General features: G+C 60.4%; 23 protein-coding genes. 12 read left to right on the forward strand and 11 right to left on the reverse strand.

Annotated features, from left to right (window positions below):
• Nucleotides 1-526 precede the first annotated feature (526 nt).
• The 5 genes from HDE79_RS10095 to HDE79_RS10115 all read right to left on the reverse strand — a co-directional run bounded on the left by HDE79_RS10095 (nt 527) and on the right by HDE79_RS10115 (nt 3,590).
• On the reverse strand, nt 527-679 hold the full coding sequence (locus tag HDE79_RS10095) for a hypothetical protein (protein ID WP_184601843.1): 153 nt from the start codon (nt 677-679) through the stop codon (nt 527-529).
• A gap of 222 nt (nt 680-901) precedes the next feature.
• Entirely contained in the window at nt 902-1,078 is a 177-nt protein-coding gene (locus HDE79_RS10100) for a hypothetical protein (protein WP_184601844.1), read from the reverse strand.
• 183 nt (nt 1,079-1,261) lie between these two features.
• Nucleotides 1,262-1,582 (reverse strand): DUF4031 domain-containing protein, encoded by a 321-nt coding sequence (locus HDE79_RS10105; protein ID WP_184601845.1) that lies wholly within the window; start codon nt 1,580-1,582, stop codon nt 1,262-1,264.
• Nucleotides 1,583-1,606: 24 nt separating this feature from the next.
• Nucleotides 1,607-2,794, reverse strand: a complete 1,188-nt coding sequence (locus tag HDE79_RS10110; RefSeq protein ID WP_184601846.1) for a permease — start codon at nt 2,792-2,794, stop codon at nt 1,607-1,609.
• Nucleotides 2,795-2,912: 118 nt separating this feature from the next.
• Nucleotides 2,913-3,590: a DUF4142 domain-containing protein gene (locus tag HDE79_RS10115; protein ID WP_184601847.1), complete on the reverse strand. Its 678-nt coding sequence runs from the start codon at nt 3,588-3,590 to the stop codon at nt 2,913-2,915.
• Between the two features lie 328 nt (nt 3,591-3,918).
• Here HDE79_RS10115 and rocF point away from each other — a divergent pair, with 328 nt between their 5' ends.
• The 5 genes from rocF (at nt 3,919) to HDE79_RS10140 (ending at nt 7,881) form a co-directional block, all read left to right on the forward strand.
• Nucleotides 3,919-4,833, forward strand: coding sequence for an arginase (gene rocF, locus HDE79_RS10120; RefSeq protein ID WP_184601848.1), 915 nt, complete (start codon nt 3,919-3,921; stop codon nt 4,831-4,833).
• Nucleotides 4,834-4,873: 40 nt separating this feature from the next.
• On the forward strand, nt 4,874-6,244 hold the full coding sequence (locus tag HDE79_RS10125) for a tryptophan--tRNA ligase (RefSeq protein ID WP_184601849.1): 1,371 nt from the start codon (nt 4,874-4,876) through the stop codon (nt 6,242-6,244).
• A gap of 35 nt (nt 6,245-6,279) precedes the next feature.
• Nucleotides 6,280-6,603, forward strand: coding sequence for a hypothetical protein (locus tag HDE79_RS10130; RefSeq protein WP_184601850.1), 324 nt, complete (start codon nt 6,280-6,282; stop codon nt 6,601-6,603).
• A 100-nt stretch (nt 6,604-6,703) separates the two neighbouring features.
• On the forward strand, nt 6,704-7,222 hold the full coding sequence (locus tag HDE79_RS10135) for a M48 family metallopeptidase (protein WP_184601851.1): 519 nt from the start codon (nt 6,704-6,706) through the stop codon (nt 7,220-7,222).
• Between the two features lie 8 nt (nt 7,223-7,230).
• Nucleotides 7,231-7,881, forward strand: a complete 651-nt coding sequence (locus HDE79_RS10140) for a DUF6348 family protein (protein ID WP_184601852.1) — start codon at nt 7,231-7,233, stop codon at nt 7,879-7,881.
• 122 nt (nt 7,882-8,003) lie between these two features.
• Here HDE79_RS10140 and HDE79_RS10145 read toward each other — a convergent pair whose 3' ends face one another.
• The 3 genes from HDE79_RS10145 to pdhA are packed head-to-tail and all read right to left on the reverse strand — an operon-like array spanning nt 8,004 to nt 11,492.
• The gene (locus HDE79_RS10145) at nt 8,004-9,401 is read right to left on the reverse strand and encodes a dihydrolipoamide acetyltransferase family protein (protein WP_184601853.1); all 1,398 of its coding nucleotides are present in this window, start codon (nt 9,399-9,401) and stop codon (nt 8,004-8,006) included.
• A 21-nt stretch (nt 9,402-9,422) separates the two neighbouring features.
• On the reverse strand, nt 9,423-10,403 hold the full coding sequence (locus tag HDE79_RS10150; RefSeq protein WP_184601854.1) for an alpha-ketoacid dehydrogenase subunit beta: 981 nt from the start codon (nt 10,401-10,403) through the stop codon (nt 9,423-9,425).
• 3 nt (nt 10,404-10,406) lie between these two features.
• Nucleotides 10,407-11,492 carry a pyruvate dehydrogenase (acetyl-transferring) E1 component subunit alpha gene (pdhA, locus tag HDE79_RS10155; protein ID WP_184601855.1) on the reverse strand — a complete coding sequence of 362 codons (1,086 nt, stop codon included), beginning with the start codon at nt 11,490-11,492 and terminating at the stop codon, nt 10,407-10,409.
• A gap of 293 nt (nt 11,493-11,785) precedes the next feature.
• Between pdhA and HDE79_RS10160 the strand changes: the two genes are divergently transcribed.
• On the forward strand, nt 11,786-12,649 hold the full coding sequence (locus tag HDE79_RS10160) for a tryptophan 2,3-dioxygenase family protein (RefSeq protein WP_184602110.1): 864 nt from the start codon (nt 11,786-11,788) through the stop codon (nt 12,647-12,649).
• Between the two features lie 106 nt (nt 12,650-12,755).
• Here the strand turns inward: HDE79_RS10160 and HDE79_RS10165 are convergent, their stop codons facing one another.
• Nucleotides 12,756-13,259 (reverse strand): MarR family winged helix-turn-helix transcriptional regulator, encoded by a 504-nt coding sequence (locus tag HDE79_RS10165; protein ID WP_184601856.1) that lies wholly within the window; start codon nt 13,257-13,259, stop codon nt 12,756-12,758.
• A 189-nt stretch (nt 13,260-13,448) separates the two neighbouring features.
• Here HDE79_RS10165 and hppD point away from each other — a divergent pair, with 189 nt between their 5' ends.
• Entirely contained in the window at nt 13,449-14,543 is a 1,095-nt protein-coding gene (gene hppD / locus HDE79_RS10170; RefSeq protein ID WP_184601857.1) for a 4-hydroxyphenylpyruvate dioxygenase, read from the forward strand.
• A gap of 45 nt (nt 14,544-14,588) precedes the next feature.
• On the opposite strand, the gene HDE79_RS10175 is transcribed toward hppD, so the two are convergent.
• Nucleotides 14,589-14,984 (reverse strand): DUF5362 domain-containing protein, encoded by a 396-nt coding sequence (locus HDE79_RS10175; RefSeq protein ID WP_184601858.1) that lies wholly within the window; start codon nt 14,982-14,984, stop codon nt 14,589-14,591.
• Nucleotides 14,985-15,112: 128 nt separating this feature from the next.
• On the opposite strand from HDE79_RS10175, the gene hmgA reads away from it, so the two are divergent.
• The 3 genes from hmgA to tpx all read left to right on the forward strand — a co-directional run bounded on the left by hmgA (nt 15,113) and on the right by tpx (nt 18,108).
• Complete coding sequence (gene hmgA / locus HDE79_RS10180) at nt 15,113-16,471, forward strand: homogentisate 1,2-dioxygenase (protein WP_184601859.1); 1,359 nt, start codon at nt 15,113-15,115, stop codon at nt 16,469-16,471.
• Between the two features lie 29 nt (nt 16,472-16,500).
• Nucleotides 16,501-17,487, forward strand: coding sequence for a fumarylacetoacetate hydrolase family protein (locus HDE79_RS10185; protein ID WP_184601860.1), 987 nt, complete (start codon nt 16,501-16,503; stop codon nt 17,485-17,487).
• Nucleotides 17,488-17,607: 120 nt separating this feature from the next.
• Nucleotides 17,608-18,108, forward strand: coding sequence for a thiol peroxidase (gene tpx / locus HDE79_RS10190; protein ID WP_184601861.1), 501 nt, complete (start codon nt 17,608-17,610; stop codon nt 18,106-18,108).
• A 139-nt stretch (nt 18,109-18,247) separates the two neighbouring features.
• On the opposite strand, the gene gap is transcribed toward tpx, so the two are convergent.
• The gene (gap, locus tag HDE79_RS10195; protein ID WP_184601862.1) at nt 18,248-19,249 is read right to left on the reverse strand and encodes a type I glyceraldehyde-3-phosphate dehydrogenase; all 1,002 of its coding nucleotides are present in this window, start codon (nt 19,247-19,249) and stop codon (nt 18,248-18,250) included.
• A 176-nt stretch (nt 19,250-19,425) separates the two neighbouring features.
• Here gap and HDE79_RS10200 point away from each other — a divergent pair, with 176 nt between their 5' ends.
• Nucleotides 19,426-20,298, forward strand: a complete 873-nt coding sequence (locus HDE79_RS10200) for a S1/P1 nuclease (RefSeq protein ID WP_184601863.1) — start codon at nt 19,426-19,428, stop codon at nt 20,296-20,298.
• 163 nt (nt 20,299-20,461) lie between these two features.
• Entirely contained in the window at nt 20,462-21,937 is a 1,476-nt protein-coding gene (pyk, locus tag HDE79_RS10205; RefSeq protein WP_184601864.1) for a pyruvate kinase, read from the forward strand.
• The last annotated feature ends 2 nt before the right edge of the window (nt 21,938-21,939 follow it).

Genomic DNA, 21,939 nt, shown 5'->3' on the forward strand with positions numbered 1-21,939 from the left:
CAGCAAAGGTGATGTGCGTTCGTGAATCCGTCAGTTAGATTGCTACGTATCTGAACGTAGGGAAATGGCTGACGATTTCTGATCACTTGCTTGGAGTTTTTCCATGTCCGTTCTAAACCCTATTGAGCTTTTTGCCCAAACGGCTGGGATGCTTGCCCACGCGGACTGTCCGCAGTGTGGCAAAAAAGATGCATCTGCCCTTGCGCCCGGGCGGAAAGCCTCCGGACCCTGCGAATGGTGTCTGGAGCGGCAGCTGCTGCTTGATCATGTGCGGCATTGGTTGCAGCGCAGTGGGGTTACGCCTGCGACGGATCGTGCGCATGAGCGAACCAGTGCACGACGTGAGGTTGTCGAGAGCTAGCCCTACAACAGTATGGCCGTTGCGTCATGGCATCAGCGGCAGCTGGTCTTTCGGCGTTGGACTTGTGCGGCTCGTGATCAGCTGACCATTGCTGCTGGAGATCCCTCATCCAGAATCACGAGGTGATGCGGGCTTTTTGTTGACCGGTTAAGCGGGGTATCGAAACTACACGGCTAGCAAGTCGTAGGGTGGCGAGTGTTCGTCATCCCGCTTGCCGTTCTTTTCGAGTACAGCGTCAACGCGTTCCATCAACCATTGATGGTCGGCTATATCGGCCGGGCGGGCGAGGGCATCCGCACGATCGGCAAACAGCGGCATGAAGCCGGTGCCATCCGGTTTACGCGATCAGCTGCGGCATGGTCTCATTCAGCTGTGTCGGCAGGACATGCGGCACGGCGCGACTTTTAGGGGTGGTTCGACGCAGCTCGGGTTCCAGCTTTTCGAATTTTGTACATGGCTAGCTCTTTTAGTACTCAGGACTTCAAGGCAAATGTGCCGTACACGGATGGACGATGCGTTCAGCCACTCGATGAAAGAAATCTAAAATTTCCACCAGTCGGCTTTTTTCGGTTTCCCGGCGGCCGCATTCGAGCCATATGTGACGCTGTGCGCGCTTTTCTGGATGTGTTGCTGTGCAGTGGTCTGATTTGCAAAGACCTGGTTCAGCCCCATCGCCATTAGGCAAAGGCATATCGACAGGCCGGCATACTTCAACATTCCGCGTGCTCATCAGTTTCTGAATGAGGATTCGAAGCAAGATTTTTGCCAAGAAGTCGGTCTGCGCCCATGAGTGAGGCGAGCCGGGCATTCAAGACGGTCGCAAGATCCTTGATTCCACAGTCGCCACGCATTTCCGACACGGCCGTCATGCGCAGAGTTTGGCCATGACAACAGACACATTCATGATGTTTCCGGTGGCCTTGACTGTACGTCATCAGCTGTTTTCACCAGCGCACGCCGTGCTCGCCAGATAAGTGCGGCGGTTCTCCTGTCAACGGCTATCGCTCCCGCCTTGATTGCCGCTTCGCGGAGGTCCGGCTTCAGGTCATAGTGCGGTGCGCTGACCTTGTTCTGAAACCATTCGATGCGCATGCCTATTTGCGATGCGATCGCATGCAGCTCGGTCAGATCAAGCATGTCAGTGAACATATGGCAGCTTGGCGTTACCTGTCCATGCACCACCCAGCCATAATTGTAGAGGCTATCGACGTAGACGGTCATAACTGGTGTGCGGCTCGACCAAGGTCAGCAGCAGTGATCATGATGGTGTGCGTGGCTCGCATCCGCATGGTCATGACCACCGCCGCTCATCATGCGCATCATTCGAGGGCCGCCGCTGCGGAAGAACGTGATGGCCAAAATGCTGGCGACAATAAAAAATGCGATGTCCAGCATCGTTGTGTAGTTGAAGCTGATCGTTGCCATGGATACGTTTTTCCCATGTTGCGATGGTATCCATCCAAGCAGAAAAAATATTCCTTCGACGCAAAGTGCCGCCAGCACCATCACGAGGTAGAACGTGATGAAAAGAAATAGCGTCGGCTTGCTTCCGTAGTACTTGCGATAAATATTCAGGATGGGTGGAATGATCAGGTCGCCGAAGATAAAGGCGACTACGCCGCCGAAGCTGATACCCCCGTTCCACAACACGGCTGCCAGCGGCACATTCCCGACCGAGCAGGTGAATGCGGCAATCGCGATCAAGGGGCCGATCGCCGCACCCCACAGGGCGATCAGCCACGTGCTCTGGCCTTGCAGAAAAAAGACCTGCCAGAAGTGATCTGGCACCCAGGCACCCAGCGCGCCTGCGATCAATAGCCCTACCAGCACATCTTTCCAAACCATCGTCCAGTTCATCACGTAGTAGTGGCTGATCGCGATCCAGCCTTTGCGCGAAGCAAGGCGCTCACGCCAGGTACCGGTACGTTTGCCCATCGCCATGGCGGCATGGCCATCCATCGAACTGGTGGCATCGCCCCTGGCGTGTTCAATCGCAGCGTGCTCCAGCTTTTTCGGCAACAGCAGCGCATAACCGGCGCCCAGCAGGATCAGCATGATGGTGCCTCCCACAAATTCAGCGGCCGCAAACTGCCACGCCATCAATACCCACAGCAGCACGCCCAGTTCCAGCACCAGATTGGTGGCGGCGAACTGAAACGCCATGGCGGCGGTGAAATCGCCACCCTTGCGCACGATCGAACGCGCCATCGCCACTGCTGCGTAGGAACACGATGAGGTCGCCGCACCGAGCAGCCCCGCGATCACGATCGAGCGTGGCCTACGATCAGGCAGCAGGGTCGACATTGTCTCCTTGGACACCACCACTTCGATGATCGCGGAAAAGGTGAAGCCCAGGCTCAGTCCCCAGAAAATCTGCCAGAACATCGTGAGCGAGAGCCACAGGGCGTGGTCAATGGCGCTGAGAATCTGCATGGCGAGTCGTGATTTCTCCAATGCTTGCTGGGTAGTCCGCATGGCGCCGACTTGTCAGCTTGCCGAGATAGCCGGCCGGCGCTCATGGGTTTTGTTCGCTACTTCCTTTAGGCAAGCATCAGTGCTTGGCGCCTGTCGCTGCGGTAGGTGCCGGTACCGGTATGGCTGCCGATGCCTTTGCTGTCGAGACGCTGGCTGGTGTGTTGTCCATGGTGCTACTCATCGATTTCGTCGCCTGATCCATTGCTTTGTCGCGCGCATCTGGCACGGCGGCGAGCTTCTGTGCTGACTCAAGATGCGACTTCAGCGTGGGAAGCGTCGTCTTCACGAACTGCTGAATGTCGGTGTCCTTGGTTTGTTTGCCTTCATCGGTAAACATCTTTATTGCGTCCTGGTGATCTTTGACCATGGCCTTTGACCAGGCTTGGTCAAAACTGGTGCCTTTCGTGGCTTTCAGACCGTCACTCTGCTTCTGGGCGTCATTGGCAGTATTTGAAGGAAAGCTCACTTTTTTGCTTTCGGCCAATGTCTTGAGTGCGACATTGGCCTTGGTGTGGTCGTCGACGATGTGCTGCGCCAGCTGCTTCACCTGATCGTCGGAAGATTTGCTGATGGCCATCTGACCCATCTGCACCTCGGCCATGCCGTCTTTGGCGGCGTTCTCGATGAATACGGTGTCGGCTGCGCTGAGGCCGCCTTTTCCGCCGCCGGTGTTGTCTGACTGCGCAGCAGAAGTCCAGGCAAAGCCCAGGAACAACGCTGAAACGAGTGCCCGTTGGGAATATCGCATCGTCATGGTGATTCCTTTTATGTCCTTGGACCGACAGATCAAATCCCATCGGCTGGAAAGAGTGTGTGATGACTGGCGCTGGGGGCCTGGCGGCAGCCAGTGTGGATGATCGGCCTTCGTCGACGCGCAGAGCGGTTCTTGCCCCAATCCGCTAAACTTCAGCGGCTTACGGGCAGGTTCTGCCGTAACTTTCTACCGCTTAGAAGCGGTAGTTGATCGCTTCGACGTATTGGCGTGTTACCGGCGTTGCCGGCCACTCGACACCGATATCCTTGGTTTGCGCGCGGACTTCGTTCGGTGCCTGTCGGGATAAGGTACTCAGGTATATCAAGTTATGAGCATGAAGACCGTTTCATTGATAGGGGTACCGACCGATATCGGTGCCGGACATCGCGGTGCGTCGATGGGGCCGGAAGCGCTGCGCGTCGCCAACCTGTTCGCCCGGCTGGAGCGTTGCGGTCTGAAGGTGATCGACCGCGGCAATCTGCAGGGGCCGATCAATCCGTGGCAGCCGCCGATGGATGGTTATCGGCATCTGGACGAAGTGGTGGCTTGGAATACGGCCGTCTATACGGCTGTTCACCAGGAGCTTCAGGCGGGTCGGCTGCCGATCATGCTCGGCGGTGATCACTGCCTGGCGATTGGCTCGATTTCAGCGGTTTCCCGTCATTGCGAAGACGAAGGCAAAAAGCTTCGCATCCTGTGGCTGGATGCGCATACCGACTTCAATACCGCTCTCGCTACACCATCGGGCAATATCCACGGCATGCCGGTGGCGTGTCTGTGCGGCAACGGTCCCGATGTGCTGACCCAGCTCAGCGGCCACAAGCCGGCGGTCAGGCCGGAGGTATTTCGGCAGATAGGCATCCGCTCGGTCGATGCGGGTGAAAAGAAACTGGTGCGCGAAGCGAATGTGGGCGTTTACGACATGCGCTATATCGACGAAGTGGGCATGAAGCGCACGATGGAAGACGCGCTGGCTGATATGGACGAGGGCACCCATCTGCACGTGAGCTTCGACGTTGATTTTCTCGATCCCAGCATCGCGCCGGGTGTCGGCACCACCGTGCGCGGCGGCCCGAATTATCGCGAAGCACAGCTGTGCATGGAGATGATTGCCGATACCGGGCGGTTGGCCTCGCTGGATATCGTTGAGCTGAACCCTGCCTACGACAAGCGCAATCAGACGGCCAAGCTTGCGGTCGATCTGGTCGAGTCGCTGTTCGGCAAGTCGACGCTCATCCGCTGATAGTCACCGCTCAACCATCGATAACCTAAAAGCGAACACCATGCAGACTCGCGTCCTGACCGGCATCACTACCACTGGCACCCCTCATCTGGGTAACTACGTGGGGGCGATCCGTCCCGCTGTCGAGGCCAGCAAGCGCGATGATGTCGACGCGTTCTATTTCATGGCCGACTACCATGCGCTGATCAAGAGCGATGATGCCGACCGGATCGAGCGCTCCCGGCTGGAGATCGCCGCCACCTGGCTGGCGGCTGGGCTCGATCCACAGCGTGTCACGTTCTATCGCCAGTCCGACGTACCGGAAATCCCTGAGCTGACATGGTTTCTCACCTGCGTTGCCGCCAAGGGCATGCTCAACCGCGCGCACGCGTACAAGGCCGCGGTGGATCGCAACACGGAAACCGGCGAAGACGCCGATGCCGGCATCAACGCCGGGCTGTACATGTATCCCGTGCTGATGGCGGCGGACATTCTTGCATTCGACGCGAACAAGGTGCCGGTGGGGCGTGACCAGATCCAGCACATCGAGATGGCGCGTGATCTTGGCCAGCGCTTCAATCATATCCACGGACGCGAGTTTTTCGTGTTGCCCGAGGCGCTGATCGAGGAGCAGGTAGCGACGCTGCCAGGGATGGACGGCCGCAAGATGTCCAAGAGCTACGACAACACCATCCCGCTGTTCGCCGGTGGCAAGAAGCAGCTGCGCGAAACCATCATGCGCATCGTCACCGACTCGTCCCTACCCGGCGAGCCGAAGGATCCGGATAGCAGCGCGCTGTTCACCATCTTCCGCGCGTTCGCCAGCGAGGTGGAAACGGCAGCATTCCGCAAGGCGCTGCTGGACGGTATCGGCTGGGGCGATGCCAAGCAGGTTCTTTACGAGCGCATCGAGAGCGATGTGGCGCCAATGCGCGAGCGCTACGAAGCGCTGATCGCCGACCCGATCGGCATCGAGACGATCCTGCAGCAGGGTGCGCTCAAGGCGCGCGCTATTGCCACACCAAAAATGGCGGCCTTGCGCGACGCGCTTGGCTTGCGTTCGGCCTCACCGGTGGTACATGTGTCGAAGGCCAGTCCGCCGCAGGTCGCAACGAAGTCCAGCAAGATGCCGCGCTTCGCGAGCTTCCGCGATGTCGACGGCAGCTTCCGTTTCCGCCTGTTTTCGGCGGAAGGCGAAGAACTGTTGCTGTCGGTGCCGTTCGCCGATCCCAAGGCGGGTGGCGTTCTGCAAAAGCGCATCAAGGCGGCTGGCACGGATGGCGTCGTGCTGCAGGTCGACGCGCTGCGCATCGTGCTTGAGCTGGATGGCGAGCCGGTGGCCAGTTCAACCCACTATCACGACGAGCTGACGTGCGAAGCCGCGCTATCCCAGCTGCGTCAAGCGCTTGATCAATTAGCTGCGCAAGCGTGATGCGAAAAATCGCTGGTGCAGGGAACCATTGATCGATGCGCTATCTCGCCATCGTTTTGCTGACGCCGTGGCTGCTGATTCTTTGCTGGGCGTATTGGGCTTACCCCAAAAGCCTGCCACACACGCGAGGTCGGCGGACGTTTGACGTTGCGGCGGTGCTGTTGGCGATGGCTGCTGCCATGCAGAGTGCGGTGTCTGGCTTCGATGCGGTCGAACTGCCGATGATCGGTCCGTTTGGTCGTGCCAGTGGTGGCATCTGGCAGCAGGTGCTTCCCGCGCTCTACGGTTACGGCGCGCTGCTCATCGTGCTGGCGGTGGCGATGGGGCTGCGCTGGATGGTGTGGGGGCGCCGTCGCTGAATCAGATGGTCGGCCGGCATGGATACATGCCCATGCGGCGAATCGGGTCAATCAACTCCAGCGTCTGATGCCAGGGTGATGGGATGCGACAATACCTGCCATGACGCCGCTCAAATACCTTCAGGCTTACCCCGCGAACTTGCAGGACAAGGTGCGCGACCTGATTGCGCGTGACAAGCTGGGTGACCACCTTGCAGCACGCTACCCGCAGCGCCATGCCGTGCAGAGCGACAAAGCACTGTATGCGTACACGATGGCGCTGAAGCAGCAGCATCTGAAAAACGCGCCTGGTATCGACAAGGTGCTGTACGACAGCAAGCTCGACGTGGTGCAGCGCGCACTGGGATTGCACACGGCGATATCGCGCGTACAGGGTGGCAAGCTCAAGGCGAAAAAGGAAATTCGCGTAGCCGCATTGTTCAAGGCCGCGGCACCAGAGTTCCTGCAGATGATCGTGGTACACGAACTCGCACATCTGAAGGAACTCGATCACAACAAGGCGTTCTACCAGCTGTGCCAGTACATGCTGCCGGACTACCACCAGCTGGAGTTTGATCTGCGCGTATATCTGACCTGGCGTGACCTGCCGTCGGTAGACGACGCCAATGCACACAACTGAGGATCATCATGGATAGCGCCGCGCTACAAAAGTATCTGTTGCGATTGTTCGAGCGTCACGACGTTGAACTCGAGGAAGATGAGGAAGACTGGCTGGTGACTGACGGTGATTTTCCGGCGATCCGTGCCAACTGGACGGCTGCCAGTGCCGATGCGCCCGGTCGTCTTGATATCGACATCGTGATCAGCGAAGAGCGTCGCATCGAGGAAAGCTTTGCGGGATTCGGTCAGGGTGATGCCGCCTGCCGTGACGCGCTGCGCGCCTTCGAGCAGAACACCTTCCATCTCGTGCTGGCTGCCTGCTGGTACGTCACTGACGACCGCCTGATGCAGATCACCGCCTGGGATATCGGCGTGCGCACGTGGGACGTATTCATCGGGCCATTCACTGTGCGTGGCGCCGACGAAAATACCGTGCCGATTCCGCCCGGTGCCATGACGTCGATCGAAACGGCGCTCAAGCGCGAATCACTGACGCCGGAGTTGCACTGGCTGCGGGTCATCCATCGCCACGATAGCCACGGTGATGGGCGCACCGACGTGCTGCTCGACAACGAGCCATGGCCGGCAGGCCTGCAGGCATTGAATTCTGTTGAATGGCCCAGTTCACATGACTACACCGCCAGCGCCTTCGTGATGCTGGACGTGCGGGATTATTGAGCCGCCGTTTTCAGTTTCCTGATTCGGTTGGCGCGACGGTCCATCCGTTGATCCATCCAAAGCAAAACGCCGTCCTGCAGGACGGCGTTTTGCTTCTCACGGTTGGTGCTGTAGCCGGCGACTTAATTCGGCAGTGACAGATCGTCCAGCATCGCCTTGAGGAAGCGCGCGGCCTCACCGCCCGTGGCGGCGCGATGGTCGAAGGTGACGGACAGTGGCATACGGCGATGGACTTCGATGCCGCCGATCACAGCGACCACGTCGTGGCTGAGCTTGCCGGCGCCGATGATGGCGACGGTGGGTGGCACCACCACGGGTGTGGCGTAGCGGCCGGCGAACATGCCGAAGTTGGACAGGCTGATGGTGTAACCCGACAGCTCCGAGGCCGGAATGCTGCGATCCTCGACCTGCGTGCGCAGGCGCTTGATCGCCGAGCGTACGCCTGCTGCGTCGAGCACGTCGGCATTGCGCAGAGCTGGCACGAACAGGCCATCGTCCGTATCCACCGCGATGCCGATATCGACATGCGGATGCAGGGTGCGGCTGAGATTTTTGCCATCGAACCAGGCATTCAGTGCCGGCACGGTCTTGCAGGCAAAGACGATGGCGCGAACCAGGCGGGCGGTGATGTCCTGCTTGCCGATCCAGGCGTGCAGGTCAGCGTCGTCAACGATCGTGGTCGGCACGACCTGCGCGTGCGCATCGGCCATCACACGGGCCATATTGCGACGCACGCCCTTCAGTTGCTCCGGCTGGCCGCTGGCCTGTGCGCCAGGCGAGGAAGTGCGTACCGGCTTGCCGGCGAGTGACACCGGCGAGCGTGACTGCTCTTGTGGGGCACGGCCGGGCTGCGGCAGTTCTGGTGCAAGGTGACGACCGGCCGAAGCGGGAACTGCGCGCGAAGGCGCAGCGCCGAGTGCAGCGGAGCCGTTGGCCGCGGCATCCTTCACATCTTTCAACGTCACCACACCCTCGGCGCCGGTAGGCGTGACGCGGGTGAGGTCGATCTTCAACTTCTTCGCCAATGCCCGCACGGCCGGTACGGCCTTGACGCCACCGACGCTGGCGGCCTGTTCGACGTGCACGTGATTGCCGCTGACCATTGCGCCGACCACGGTGCCTTCGTCTTCACGGACGGCGATGGCTTCCTCGACTTCGCCGCCCTCATCCGAGGCGACGACTTTTTCGTTGTCTTGCGGCGCAGGACTGCCGACACTTTTCTTCGGGCCGTGCTGATGACCGGTGGATTCGGACTCGGCACGCTGCTTGGCATTTGGATCGGGCTCGAACTCGGCCAGCGCGGCGCCGGTTTCGATGATGTCGCCCGGCGCGCCGTGCAACTTGGTGACCTTGCCGGTGTACGGTGAAGGCACGTCGACGACTGCCTTGGCGGTCTCCATCGAGCACAGTGGCGCGTCGAGCTTGATGTTGTCGCCCACTTTCACATGCCACTCGACCACGGTCGCGTCGGGCAGGCCTTCGCCGAGGTCGGGCAGGTAGAACGTTTTGATATCAGCCATGGAATCGGGTCCGTTTAATAATTAGCTGGCGGCCAGGGTGCGCTTGGCGGCATCAACGATGCGCTCCACGCTAGGCAGGTATTTCATCTCGAGACGGAACAGCGGAATGTGCGTGTCGAAGCCGGTGACGCGTTCGACCGGCGCAAGCAGGTCGTAGAGGCATTCCTCCGACAGGCGCGCGGCGATCTCGGCGCCGAAACCGGCCGTCTTCGGGGCTTCGTGCACGATCACACAGCGGCCGGTTTTCTGCACCGACTCGGCGATGGTATCGAAGTCCAGTGGCGTCAGTGTGGCCACGTCGATCACTTCGGCGCTGATGCCGGCCGCCGCCAGCTCGTCCGCAGCCTCAAGGCACTCTTTGACCTGCGCGCCCCAGGTCACCAGGGTCACGTCGGTGCCGTCGCGCAGCACGAAGCACACGTCCAGCGGCAGCGCCTCACCGTCGTCCGGCACCTCTTCCTTGTACTGGCGATAGATGCGCTTGGGCTCGAAGAACATCACCGGATCGGGATCGCGGATTGCCGCCAGCAGCAGGCCGTAGGCGCGCGCAGGCGACGACGGCAGTACCACGCGCAGGCCGGGAATGTTGGTGAACAGATGTTCGTTCGCCTCGGAGTGATGCTCCGGCGCGCGGATGCCGCCGCCCCACGGGGCGCGGAACACGGCCGGCACGGTGATACGGCCGCGCGTGCGGTTGCGCAGGCGTGCGGCGTGGCAGGCGATCTGCTCCATCATCGGGTAGATGAAGCCTTCGAACTGCGCCTCGGCGACCGGCTTCATGCCGGCTGCGGCGAGGCCGACGGTGACGCCGGCAATGGTGGCTTCGTCCAGCGGGGTGTCGAGTACGCGCAGCTCGCCGAATTTTTCCTGCAGGCCCTGCGTGGCGCGGAACACACCGCCGTTGAGGCCGACGTCTTCACCCAGCACAACAACGCTGTCGTCGTGCGCCATTTCATAGGCGAGCGCCTGGGTGACGGCTTCGATAAGAGTGATTTGTGCCATGACTCAGTGACCTTTGTTTTCAAGCGAGAGGACGTAATCGCGTTGTTTGGCGAGATCGGCAGGGACTTCGGCGAAGATGTAGTCGAACATCGCCGATACCGGCTGCGTCTTGGTCTCGAGGTAAGCATTCACCTCATTGTCCATCCACTCGTCGCATTCGGCCTTCCAGGCTTCTTCCTTCGCGTCGTCCCACACGCCCTTGGCCACCAGCCAGTTGCGCAGGCGTTTCATCGGCTCGCGTTCCCAGCCGTCCTTCACTTCCTGCTCGCCGCGGTAGCGACGGGCGTCATCGGCCGTCGTGTGATCGCCCAGGCGATAGGTCACCGCCTCGATCACGCTGCCGCCGTTGCCGCTGCGCGCGCGCTCAAGTGCGTCCTCCATCGCCTTGCGTACGGCGATGATGTCGTTGCCGTCCACTTGAATGCAGAACAGGCCGGCGGCGATGCCTTTCTGCGCCAGCGTCGGCGCACCGGACTGGATCTTGCGCGGCACTGAGATCGCCCACTGGTTGTTGACGATCACCGCCACGAGCGGCAGGTTCTGCGCGCCGGCGATGTTGATGGCGCCGTAGAAGTCGCCCTTGGATGAACCACCGTCACCGATGGTGCATACGGCCACACGCTTCTCGCCGCGGATCTTGAATGCCAGTGCGGTGCCGGCCGCATGCAGGCACTGCGTGGCAATCGGCACCGACCAGGCGAAGTCATGGCGCGCCGGCTCTTTCTGGTAGTCGTTGCCGCGCTCGTCGCCGCCCCAGTACATGTACACCTCGCGCGGCTGCACACCGCGGTAGAGCTGGGCACCGTATTCGCGGTAGCTCACCGCCAGCACGTCTTCCGGGCGCATCGCGCTGCCGATGCCGACGTGCGAAGCTTCGTGGCCCAGGCAGCTGGCATAGGTACCCAGCTTGCCCGTGCGCTGCAGGGCAATCGACTTGGCGTCGAATACGCGGGTCGACAGCATCAGCTTGTACAGCTCGACCATGTGCGGCAGGTCTTTCGCAAATTCGGGTAGATCATCACGAACCTCTTTGCCTTCGGCATCAAGGTATTGCAGGTATTCGATTTCAAACTTGGCGGCGATGGTCACGACTCGCTCCGGAGTGGGGAATGCGGGGAAAGCGGTTAAAGATCACGCGCACCGTCGGTTGCCGATGCACGCAAACGATCAAACAAGACCGCGCTTGATAACAGGCTCTCATGTTGCACTGCAAGGTACGGCGCAGCAATGCGTGGGCGTATTGGAGCTGTTCCAGAGACTGCGGATGTTTAGTGGGCTGGGGAGATCATCGCGAATCATCAGGCCGCACGGGGCTTCCGGAGGGTGATCAAGGCCTGGTTCTCGCTTAACCGTTAACATGACTGCTTTCTGAAGTGCGTCCGATCTCCATGACTGAAAACCAGCGTGATCTCGAAGCCGGCATCCAGACCGATCTCGATGGCAAGATGACTTACGGCGGCTATCTGCGATTGGACATGCTGCTCGCCGCTCAGCAGCCACGCAGCCAGCCGCCACAGCACGACGAATTGCTCTTCATCGTGCAGCATCAGGTCAGCGAGCTGTGGATGAAGCTGATGATCCATGAACTCGGTTCGGCGATTGCTTTTCTGCGGCGTGATCAAGTCTGGCAGACGCGCAAGGTGATCGCCCGCTGCAAGTCCGTACTGCGCCAGCTGACCGAACAGTGGGCCGTGCTGGAGACTCTGACGCCATCGGAGTATCTCGAGTTTCGCGAGACGCTCGGCCCCTCGTCGGGCTTCCAGTCACTGCAGTACCGGGTGATGGAGTTCATGCTCGGCAACAAGAACGCAGCGATGCTCAAGGTGTTCGACCATGACCTGCAGGGTCAGGCGGCCCTGCGCGACGCGCTTGAGGCGCCGAGCCTTTACGACGAGTTCCTGTGCTATCTCGCCCGCTTCGATCACGCGATCCCGGTCAGACATTTGGCGCGCGACTGGACTGAGCCACACGTGGCCGATCCCGTGCTGCTGCCGGTGTTTGAGCGCGTCTACGGAGATACCGACCGCTACTGGCGCGAGTACGCGTTGTGCGAAGACTTCGTGGACCTGGAAACGCAGTTCCAACTGTGGCGTTTCCGACACCTGCGTACGGTGCAAAGGATCATCGGCTTCCGCCGCGGCACCGGCGGTTCGTCCGGTGTGTCATTCCTGAAGAAGGCGCTGGATCTGGAGTTCTTCCCTGAACTCTTCGAGGTGCGCACTACCTTGCAGCCACGGGGCGCCTGATTTGAGGCGTGTCACGTTTCCGGTGAAAGCATGAGTCTTTCGCCGGTATCTAGCCCCTCAGGTTGGCTGGCCGAGCAGCAGTCACTTCCCTGCCAGTTTTCGTGCGTCAGCCCTGCAGCTTGTCCAGAATGCGGTTCAGCCAGATGCGCTCCTGCTCATCGAGCTTGTTCAGCACCTCGCGCTCGCGTTGCCGGGCCATCGGGGCGACTACCTCGTGGATGGCCCAGCCTTCTTCGGTGAGGTCGAGTACGGAGCGGCGTTTGTCGCTGTGGTGCATGTGCCTGCTGACCCGCCCGGCGCCGACCAATCGCGCCAGTGCGCGACTGACCGCCACTTTGTCCATCGCCGTGCGCTCGGCGACCTCGCGTGCGGACAAGCCATCGAAGCGCGCGAGCACCGCCATCACCCGCCATTCGGTCACACCGAGATCGTAACGTTGCTGGTAGTCGTCTGCGATGGCCTGACTGACCGTGTTTGAGAGGATCGAGAGCCTGTAAGGAAGGAAGTTCTCCAGCTCGATCGGTGCGTGCTCGCGGGTTGTCGCGGTTGCTGCTGGCTCGGCCACTGTCGGTTTGTCGGACGCAAATTTTGGTTTGGTCGAGGCGGACATGCTGCAATTTTCCTTGCAAATGGTTTCATGTGTAACTATAACGTGTTCTACGCAGATTCTTTGCGGAAGGCCGCGCATGCTTGTGCAGGTTTCCGCCATCATCCAACGGATAGCAGGAGAGCGCCATGAATGGCGTAATCCACATTAGGAGATTGCCATGAATGGCGTAATCGATATGAGGAGCTTGCCATGAACGCACAGCCCAATCTCGGCATGCAGGTCACCACTTTCGAAAATCCAATGGGTATCGATGGTTTCGAATTCGTGGAATTCGCTGCGCCTGCCGGTCGTGCCGGCGAGTTGCACGCGTTGTTCCGCAAGATGGGTTTCAGTGCGGCGCTCAAGCACAAGTCGCGGCCAATCACGGTGTATCGCCAGAATGGCGTCAACTTTCTGCTCAACCAAGATCCCGATTCCTTCGCCGCGGATTTCGCCAATGCCCACGGCCCTTGCGCCTGCGGCTTTGCGATCCGTTTCAAGCACCCCGCCACGGACGTGCTGAAGACGGTGCTTGGCAACGGCGGTGAGCAGATCGAACACAAGGCGGCCAGCAAGGCAGTCGATGCGCCGTTGGTGAAGGGCATAGGCGATTGCATGCTGTATCTGATCGATCGCTACGGCAGCGCAGGCAGCACCTACGATGGGGATTACGAGCCTATCGCTGGCGCCGATCAGAACCCCGGTGGCTTCGGTCTCACCTTCATCGATCACCTCACGCATAACCTCTACTTCGGCAACATGCAGAAGTGGTCGGACTATTACGAGCGGCTGTTCAACTTCCGCGAGATCCGCTACTTCGACATCAAGGGCGTCAAGACGGGGCTGGTGTCCAAGGCGATGACCGCCCCCGACGGGGTGGTGCGTATTCCGCTCAACGAGTCGAACGATCCGAAGTCGCAGATCAACGAATACCTCGATACCTACAAGGGCGAAGGCATCCAGCACATCGCCTGCTTCACCGACGACATCTACAGCACAGTCGAGAAAATGCGCGAGCAGGGCGTAGAGTTTCTCGACACGCCGGATACTTATTTCGACGTGATCGACTTGCGCGTGCCAAACCATGGCGAAGACGTACCGCGTCTTCGCAAAAACAAGATCCTCATCGATGCTGACAAGGAAACCAAGCAGCGCAAGCTGCTGCAGATTTTCACCCAGAACAACATCGGACCGATCTTTTTCGAGATCATTCAGCGCAAGGGCAACGAGGGTTTTGGTGAGGGCAACTTCCAGGCGCTGTTCGAGAGTATCGAGCGCGATCAGGAGCGGCGCGGCGTCCTGTAAGGCGCGAGAAAGCAGAGCGGCAGCGCCGCGCTGCTTCTTCCCGAATCAGTGCGGGAACGTACCGTTCTTGAACATCGCGAACATCATGGCGCCGAAGAACAGGACGTACAGCACCATGATCACGATGCCGACCAGATACAGCACGCCTTGAATCACGAAATAGGTCTTGAGTTTGCCGAGCGCTTCTTTCAGTGCACCCGCGTCACCCGAAAGCTGGGCTCGCTCGATGGCATCAGCGGCTTGCATGATCAGGATGCCAAGCCAGATCGGCAGCCAGGCGATCAAGATGCCGATGATGCTGAGGGCGATAAAGGCACCCTGGATAATGCTCATGATGCCGACGAACTTCATCCAGCCCTTGCCCATCGACAGGGGCAGTGCGAGATCGGAGACATCCGTGGTATTGCCGCCATACGGCGGCGGAGTGAACTGAGACGACATGACTTCCCCTCATGTGATGTGATGCCGTTCGCTACCTCACGGCAGGCTTAAGTTAGCAGCAGTTGGATGTGTAAAAACAAATCGTCGGCACGGCATGTTCCAACATGCTTACTTTTGCGGAGTACTCCATGGATACCGGCAAGCCTTCTTCCTACCAATCCGGCTTCGGCAATGAGTTCGCTACCGAGGCACTCATCGGCACCTTGCCGGTTGAGCAGAACTCGCCGCAACGAGTAGCGCATGGCCTTTATGCCGAGCAACTGTCCGGCACGGCATTCACGGCGCCGCGTCAAACCAATCGCCGCAGCTGGCTGTACCGCATTCGCCCGGCTGCCGTGCACGAGCCGTTTCAGCCGTTGCCGCACACCACATTCCACAATCGCTTCGACGAAGCGCCGGCCACGCCGAACCAGTTGCGCTGGGACCCGCTGCCGTTGCCGAAGGCACCCACCGATTTCATTGATGGTTTGGTGACGCTGGCCGGCAATGGCGGAGCCGGTGAACAGGGGGGCGTGGGCATCCACGTCTATACAGCCAACCGCTCGATGCAGGGTCGCTTTTTCTACAGCGCCGATGGCGAGTTGCTGATCGTGCCGCAGCTGGGTAGGTTGCGGCTGGCGACCGAATTGGGCGTGTTGGAGATCGAGCCGCAGGAGATCGCGGTGATTCCGCGAGGTGTGCGTTTTCGGGTGGAGTTGCTGGACGACCAGGCGGTCGCTCCTGCGCATCCTGCGCCCGCGACACTTGCACATCCATGTGCGGCGCGAGGTTACGTTTGCGAAAACTTTGGCGCACTGCTGCGCCTGCCGGATCTCGGGCCGATCGGTTCGAACGGCCTGGCCAACGCACGCGACTTCCTGACGCCCCATGCGGCGTACGAGGATGTTGAGGGTGCATTCGAGCTCGTTGCCAAATTCCAGGGCGCGCTGTGGTCGGCGAAGATCGATCATTCGCCGCTGGACGTGGTGGCCTGGCATGGCAACTACGCGCCGTACAAATACGACCTGCGCCGTTTCAATACGATCGGCTCGATCAGCTTCGATCATCCGGATCCGTCGATTTTTACCGTGCTCACCTCGCCCAGTGAGTCCGCCGGCACGGCCAATATGGATTTCGCGATCTTCCCGCCACGCTGGCTGGTGGCGCAGCATACGTTCCGACCGCCGTGGTTCCATCGCAACGTAGCCAGCGAATTCATGGGCCTGATCGCCGGCGTTTACGATGCCAAGGCCGAGGGCTTTGTGCCCGGCGGCGCGTCGCTGCACAACTGCATGAGCGGCCATGGCCCGGATGCGGCCACATTCGAGAAAGCTTCGTCGGCTGATTTGTCCAAACCGAACGTGATCCAAGGCACGATGGCTTTCATGTTCGAGACGCGCAAGGTCATCCGGCCCGTACAGCAGGCGCTGGATTCGCCGCAGCGGCAAAGCAACTATTACGAATGCTGGCAAGGCATCGCCAAGCATTTCGATCCATTGCAGGCGTAAGCCGCCATCCACTCTGTCGAGAGAAAACTATGAAGCTGGGAAGTCTCAAGGAAGGCGGTCGCGACGGCACGCTCATCGTGGTGAGCCGCGACCTGACCAAGGCCGTCAAAGCGGGCGGCATCGCGACTACGCTACAGGTCGCGCTGGACGACTGGTCGAACAGCGCTCCACGGCTCAACGCGTTATACGAGCAACTCAACGACGGCGAGGCCGGCGGCAGTTTTGCACTCGACATGAGTCTGCTCGCATCGCCATTGCCACGCGCGTACGAGTTTGTCGATGGCAGCGCCTACCTGCCGCACGTCGAGCGCGTGCGCAAGGCGCGCGGTGCCGAGGTGCCGGCCAGCTTCTACACCGATCCACTGATGTATCAGGCGACCAGCGCAGGCTTTCTCGGGCCGCGCGATCCGGTGATCGTGCCCAGCGAGGATTGCGGCATCGATCTGGAAGCCGAGGTTGTGGTGGTCACCGATGACGTGCCGATGGCAGCCACCGCTGCGCAAGCCTCCGATCATATCCAGCTGATCGGCCTGATCAACGACGTCAGTCTGCGGGGTCTTATTCCTGGCGAACTGGCCAAGGGTTTCGGTTTTCTGCAGAGCAAGCCGCGCTCGGCGCTGTCCCCGGTGCTGGTCACTCCCGATGAACTTGGCGATGCGTGGCAGGGCGACAAGTTACATTTGCCGATGCGTACCTGGTTGAACGGTGCATGGTTCGGCGAGGCCGAGTGCGGCGTCGACATGCAGTTCAATTTTGCCGAGCTGGTGGCACACGCGGCGAAAACGCGGCCGCTGACCGCCGGCACCATCGTCGGCTCGGGCACCATCGCCAATCAGGACACCAGCAAGGGTGCCTCGTGCCTGGCCGAGCAGCGCACGGTGGAAACGCTGCGCGACGGGCAGCCGAAGACGCCGTTCCTCTCGTTCGGCGATAGCTTGCGTATCGATGTCACGGACGCGGACGGCCATAGTATCTTCGGCGCGATTGAGCAGCGAATTGCCCCGCTGAAATCTTGATAGCGGTGAACTGATGTAACGCGTCACTGTCTAGATGCGCGTATGCCATCTCGACGCGGTATCGTGGCGTTTCATCCGTTCCCCGTTGTTTCTAATCCTCTCCCTACAAGGAAATCCCCCATGTCTCAGGTCACACTCCGCGGCAATCCGGTCAAGGTTGATGGCACCTTTCCCGCCGTTGGCGACAAAGCGCCGGCATTCAAGTTGGTGGGAAAAGATCTCGCCGATGTCACGCTGACCCACTTCAGCGGCAAGCGCAAAGTGTTGAATATTTTCCCCAGCGTGGATACGCCGACGTGTGCGACCTCGGTGCGCCACTTCAACGAGTCCGCCAGCCAGCTCGACAACACCGTGGTGCTTTGCATCTCCGCTGACCTGCCGTTCGCGCAGGCACGCTTCTGTGGTGCTGAAGGCCTGGACAACGTGGTGACCCTGTCCACGCTGCGTGGGCACGAGTTCATCAAGAACTACGGCGTTGCGCTGGCCGAAGGCCCGCTGGCTGGTCTTACCGCGCGTGCGGTCGTGGTACTCGATGAGCAAGATAAGGTGATTCACACCGAGCTGGTCGGCGAGATCGCCAACGAGCCGAATTACGATGCCGCACTGGCTGTGCTGAAGTAATCGGCGTCAATTCATCAGGCTTCTACTTCGAAAGAGAAAGTCCGGCTCTCCAGGCGCAGGCTTTTACTCAGAGCTGGCGACCATGGACAAAAAGAAAAAGCGCCGCAAGGGCGCTTTTTCTTTGGCAACTTATGACGGATTACTTCGCGACAACACGCACCATTTCAAGGCACTTGTTGGAATAGCCCCACTCGTTGTCGTACCACGACACCAGCTTGACGAAGGTCGAGTCGAGCGCGATGCCGGCGTTGGCATCGAATACCGAGGTGCGGGTTTCGCCGCGGAAATCGGTAGCGACCACGGCGTCTTCGGTGTAGCCCAACACACCCTTCAGCGCGCCTTCGCTCTGGGCCTTCATTTCGGCGCAGATCTCGGCGTAAGTCGCTGGCTTTTCCAGCTCGCAGGTCAGGTCGACCACGGACACGTCCGAAGTCGGTACGCGGAAGCTCATGCCGGTGAGCTTCTTGTTGAGCTCGGGGATTACCACGCCGACGGCCTTGGCCGCGCCGGTGGACGAGGGAATGATGTTCTCGAGGATGCCACGGCCACCGCGCCAGTCCTTGCTGGACGGGCCATCGACGGTCTTTTGGGTGGCGGTGGTGGCGTGCACGGTGGTCATCAGGCCGCGCTTGATGCCCCACTTGTCGTTGATCACCTTGGCCAGCGGTGCCAGGCAGTTGGTGGTGCACGAGGCGTTGGAGATGATTGCCTCGCCCTTGTAGCTTTTGTCGTTGACGCCATAGACGAACATCGGTGTGTCGTCCTTCGACGGCGCGGACAGGATCACCTTCTTCGCGCCGGCGTCGATATGCTTCTGCGCGCCTTCCTTGGTCAGGAAAATACCGGTGGATTCGATCACCACCTCGGCACCGACTTCGTCCCACTTCAGCGCGGCGGGGTCGCGCTCGGCGGTCAGGCGGATTTTCTTGCCGTTGATCACCAATGTGGTGCCATCGACCGACACTTCACCCTTGAAGCGGCCATGCACGGAGTCGTACTGCAGCATGTAGGCCAGGTAGTCCGGCTCGAGCAGATCGTTGATGGCGACGATCTCGATGTCGTTGCCGAAATTCTGCACGGCTGCACGCAGCACGTTGCGGCCAATGCGGCCGAAGCCGTTGATGCCTACCTTGATCGTCATTGCTGGAAACTCCCGCGCGCAGCGCAGCTCGTTGAATGAACTGTTGATTCTAGCAGGGCATCCAGGCGGGACGGCGGTACACACGCTGGGTGATCGGAAGAACGTGCTGGTCGAGTGCTGTCACAAGGGTATGGCAGACTTCCCAACCCTACCTGTTTCTATTGTGGTCGAACTTCATGAATCTGCGTCCGAATCGCCTTGCGGTCATGGTTTGCGCTGGTCTCCTTGGGCTGGCTGCCCCACTGGCGATGTCCTGGGGGCCGGAAGGGCATGCCATCGTGGCCGATATCGCGCAGGCGCATCTGGATCCGGCGGCGGCGACCGAAGTTGCCTCACTGCTCAAGCTGGAGGGATTCGATCGGCTGGACCAGATTTCCTCGTGGGCCGACGGTAATCGCAAGGAGTTTCCCGGCACCGGCAGCTGGCATTACGTCGACATTCCGCTCAAGGCCGATAACTACGACGCGACGCGCGACTGCGTGCAGGGCAACTGCATCGTGGCCAAGCTGGATGAAAACACGCATGTGCTGGCCGACAAGACGGCCACGCCGCAGGCAAGACTACTCGCGCTGAAATGGGTTGTGCATCTGGTTGGCGACATTCATCAGCCCCTGCATGCCGAGGACAATGACGACAAAGGCGGCAACACGGTCCAGGTGCAGTTTTTCGGCAAAGGTACCAATCTGCATTCCATCTGGGATGGCGGCATTATCCGGCAGGCACTCAGCCTTCAACCCGGGCCGCATTACACGTTCGATCACGCCGCTGTGCAGGCGGATGCGATGACGCTGGATGCGGCCATCACGCCGACCCAGCGCGCAGCGTGGGCAACGGAAAACCTGCTGCCGCAGATCGTCGACGCCTCGATCGTCTGGGCCGACGAATCGCACAAGCTGGCGCAGGATGTGGCTTATGTCGATATCGACAAGCCCTCAGGCGATGCATGGTCGCAGCGTTACCAGCAGAAGGCGTGGCCGGTGATTCAGACGCGCCTGGAGCAGGGTGGTGTGCGTCTGGCTGAAGTGTTGAACGAGGCGCTGTCGAACTGAGCCGGTGGACAAGGCCAGCGCCTCGGTGCAGTTGTACTCAAGTGTGTCGGCGGTGTACGTGCGGTGATATTTTTTATCATCCGGCTTTATGAAAAGGCGTGGAAGTGGCCAGTTGTGGCGTTGCATCGTGGCAACCCTGCGTCGAAATTGCTAAGTTGTCCGGATGACAAACGAACTCACGCAGACACGTCGTACCAAAATCGTTGCCACCCTGGGGCCCGCTACCGATGCACCCGGCATGCTGGAGCGCATCATTAGCGAGGGGGTGGATGTAGTCCGACTCAACCTCTCGCATGGGCAACCCGATGATCATCGGGCTCGCGCTATTGCCGTGCGCGAAGCGGCAGCGAAAGTGGGACGGGAAGTGGGCATCCTGGCGGATCTTCAGGGCCCGAAAATTCGCATCGAGCGCTTCGCCAATGGCCCGATCGAGCTGCAAACGGGCGCCACCTTTGTGTTGGAGTGCCGGCCCGATGCGGCTCCGGGCAATCTCGACCACGTTGGCGTGAGCTACTACGGTCTGCCACATGACGTGCAAGCGGGCGACGTGCTGTTGCTCGACGATGGGTTGGTCGCGCTGGACGTGATCACCGTGCAGGGTGCGGACATTCATTGCCTCGTGCAGATCGGCGGCAAGCTGTCCGATCGCAAAGGGCTGAACCGTCAGGGCGGTGGGCTTTCGGTGGAGGCGTTGTCGGACAAGGATCGCAACGACATCAAGCTGGCCGCCGAGATCGGCGCGGACTTTCTGGCCGTATCGTTCGTACGCTCTGCCGCGGATATGAATCAGGCTCGCCAGCTGCTGCACGATGCCGGTGGAAACGCCGCGCTGGTGGCGAAAATCGAGCGTGCCGATGCGATTCCGGTGCTGGGCGAGATCATCGACGCGTCCGATGTAGTTATGGTGGCGCGCGGCGATCTGGGTGTTGAAATCGGCGACGCCGAATTGCCCGGTCTGCAGAAAAAAATTATCCGCGAGTCGGTGCAGCGAAACCGTGCGGTGATCACCGCCACGCAGATGCTGCAGTCGATGGTGCGCTCGCCGATTCCCACCCGTGCTGAAGTACTCGACGTCGCCAACGCGGTGATCGACGGCACCGACGCCGTCATGCTGTCGGAAGAAACCGCCGCCGGTGCCCATCCCGACAAGGCGGTGGCGGCCATGCGCCGAATCTGCCTCGGCGCCGAACGTCAGTTCGAACCGAAGGAAGATCTCACTGGGCTTGATCGCAAAATCGACCGTACCGACCAGGCGATCGCGCTGGCGGCCATGCTGCTGGCCAGCGAGTTGGGTGTGCGCGCGATCGTCGCACTGACCGAGTCCGGCGCCACGGCGCAGTGGCTGTCGCGCTACCGCAGCGCGGTGCCGATCTACGCGTTGTCGCCGTTCGACGATGCGCGCCGTCGCATGCTGATGCTGCGCGATGTGCAGCCGGTCAAGTTCAACCACGTCGGCCTGACCAGTGCATCGTCCGCACGCGCCGCCGTGCAGCAGTTGTTCGGCGAGGGCAAGTTGAGTGAGGGTGATCGCGTGGTGCTCACCCATGGTGACCACGTCGGCCAGGGTGGTGGTACCAATACGCTCAAACTGCTTTCGGTCGGCGCAGAAGGGATGGTCGAAAGCCTGCGAGATCTGTGATG

The sequence above is a fragment of the Rhodanobacter sp. MP1X3 genome, from assembly GCF_014207165.1.
Classification (GTDB): Bacteria; Pseudomonadota; Gammaproteobacteria; order Xanthomonadales; family Rhodanobacteraceae; genus Rhodanobacter.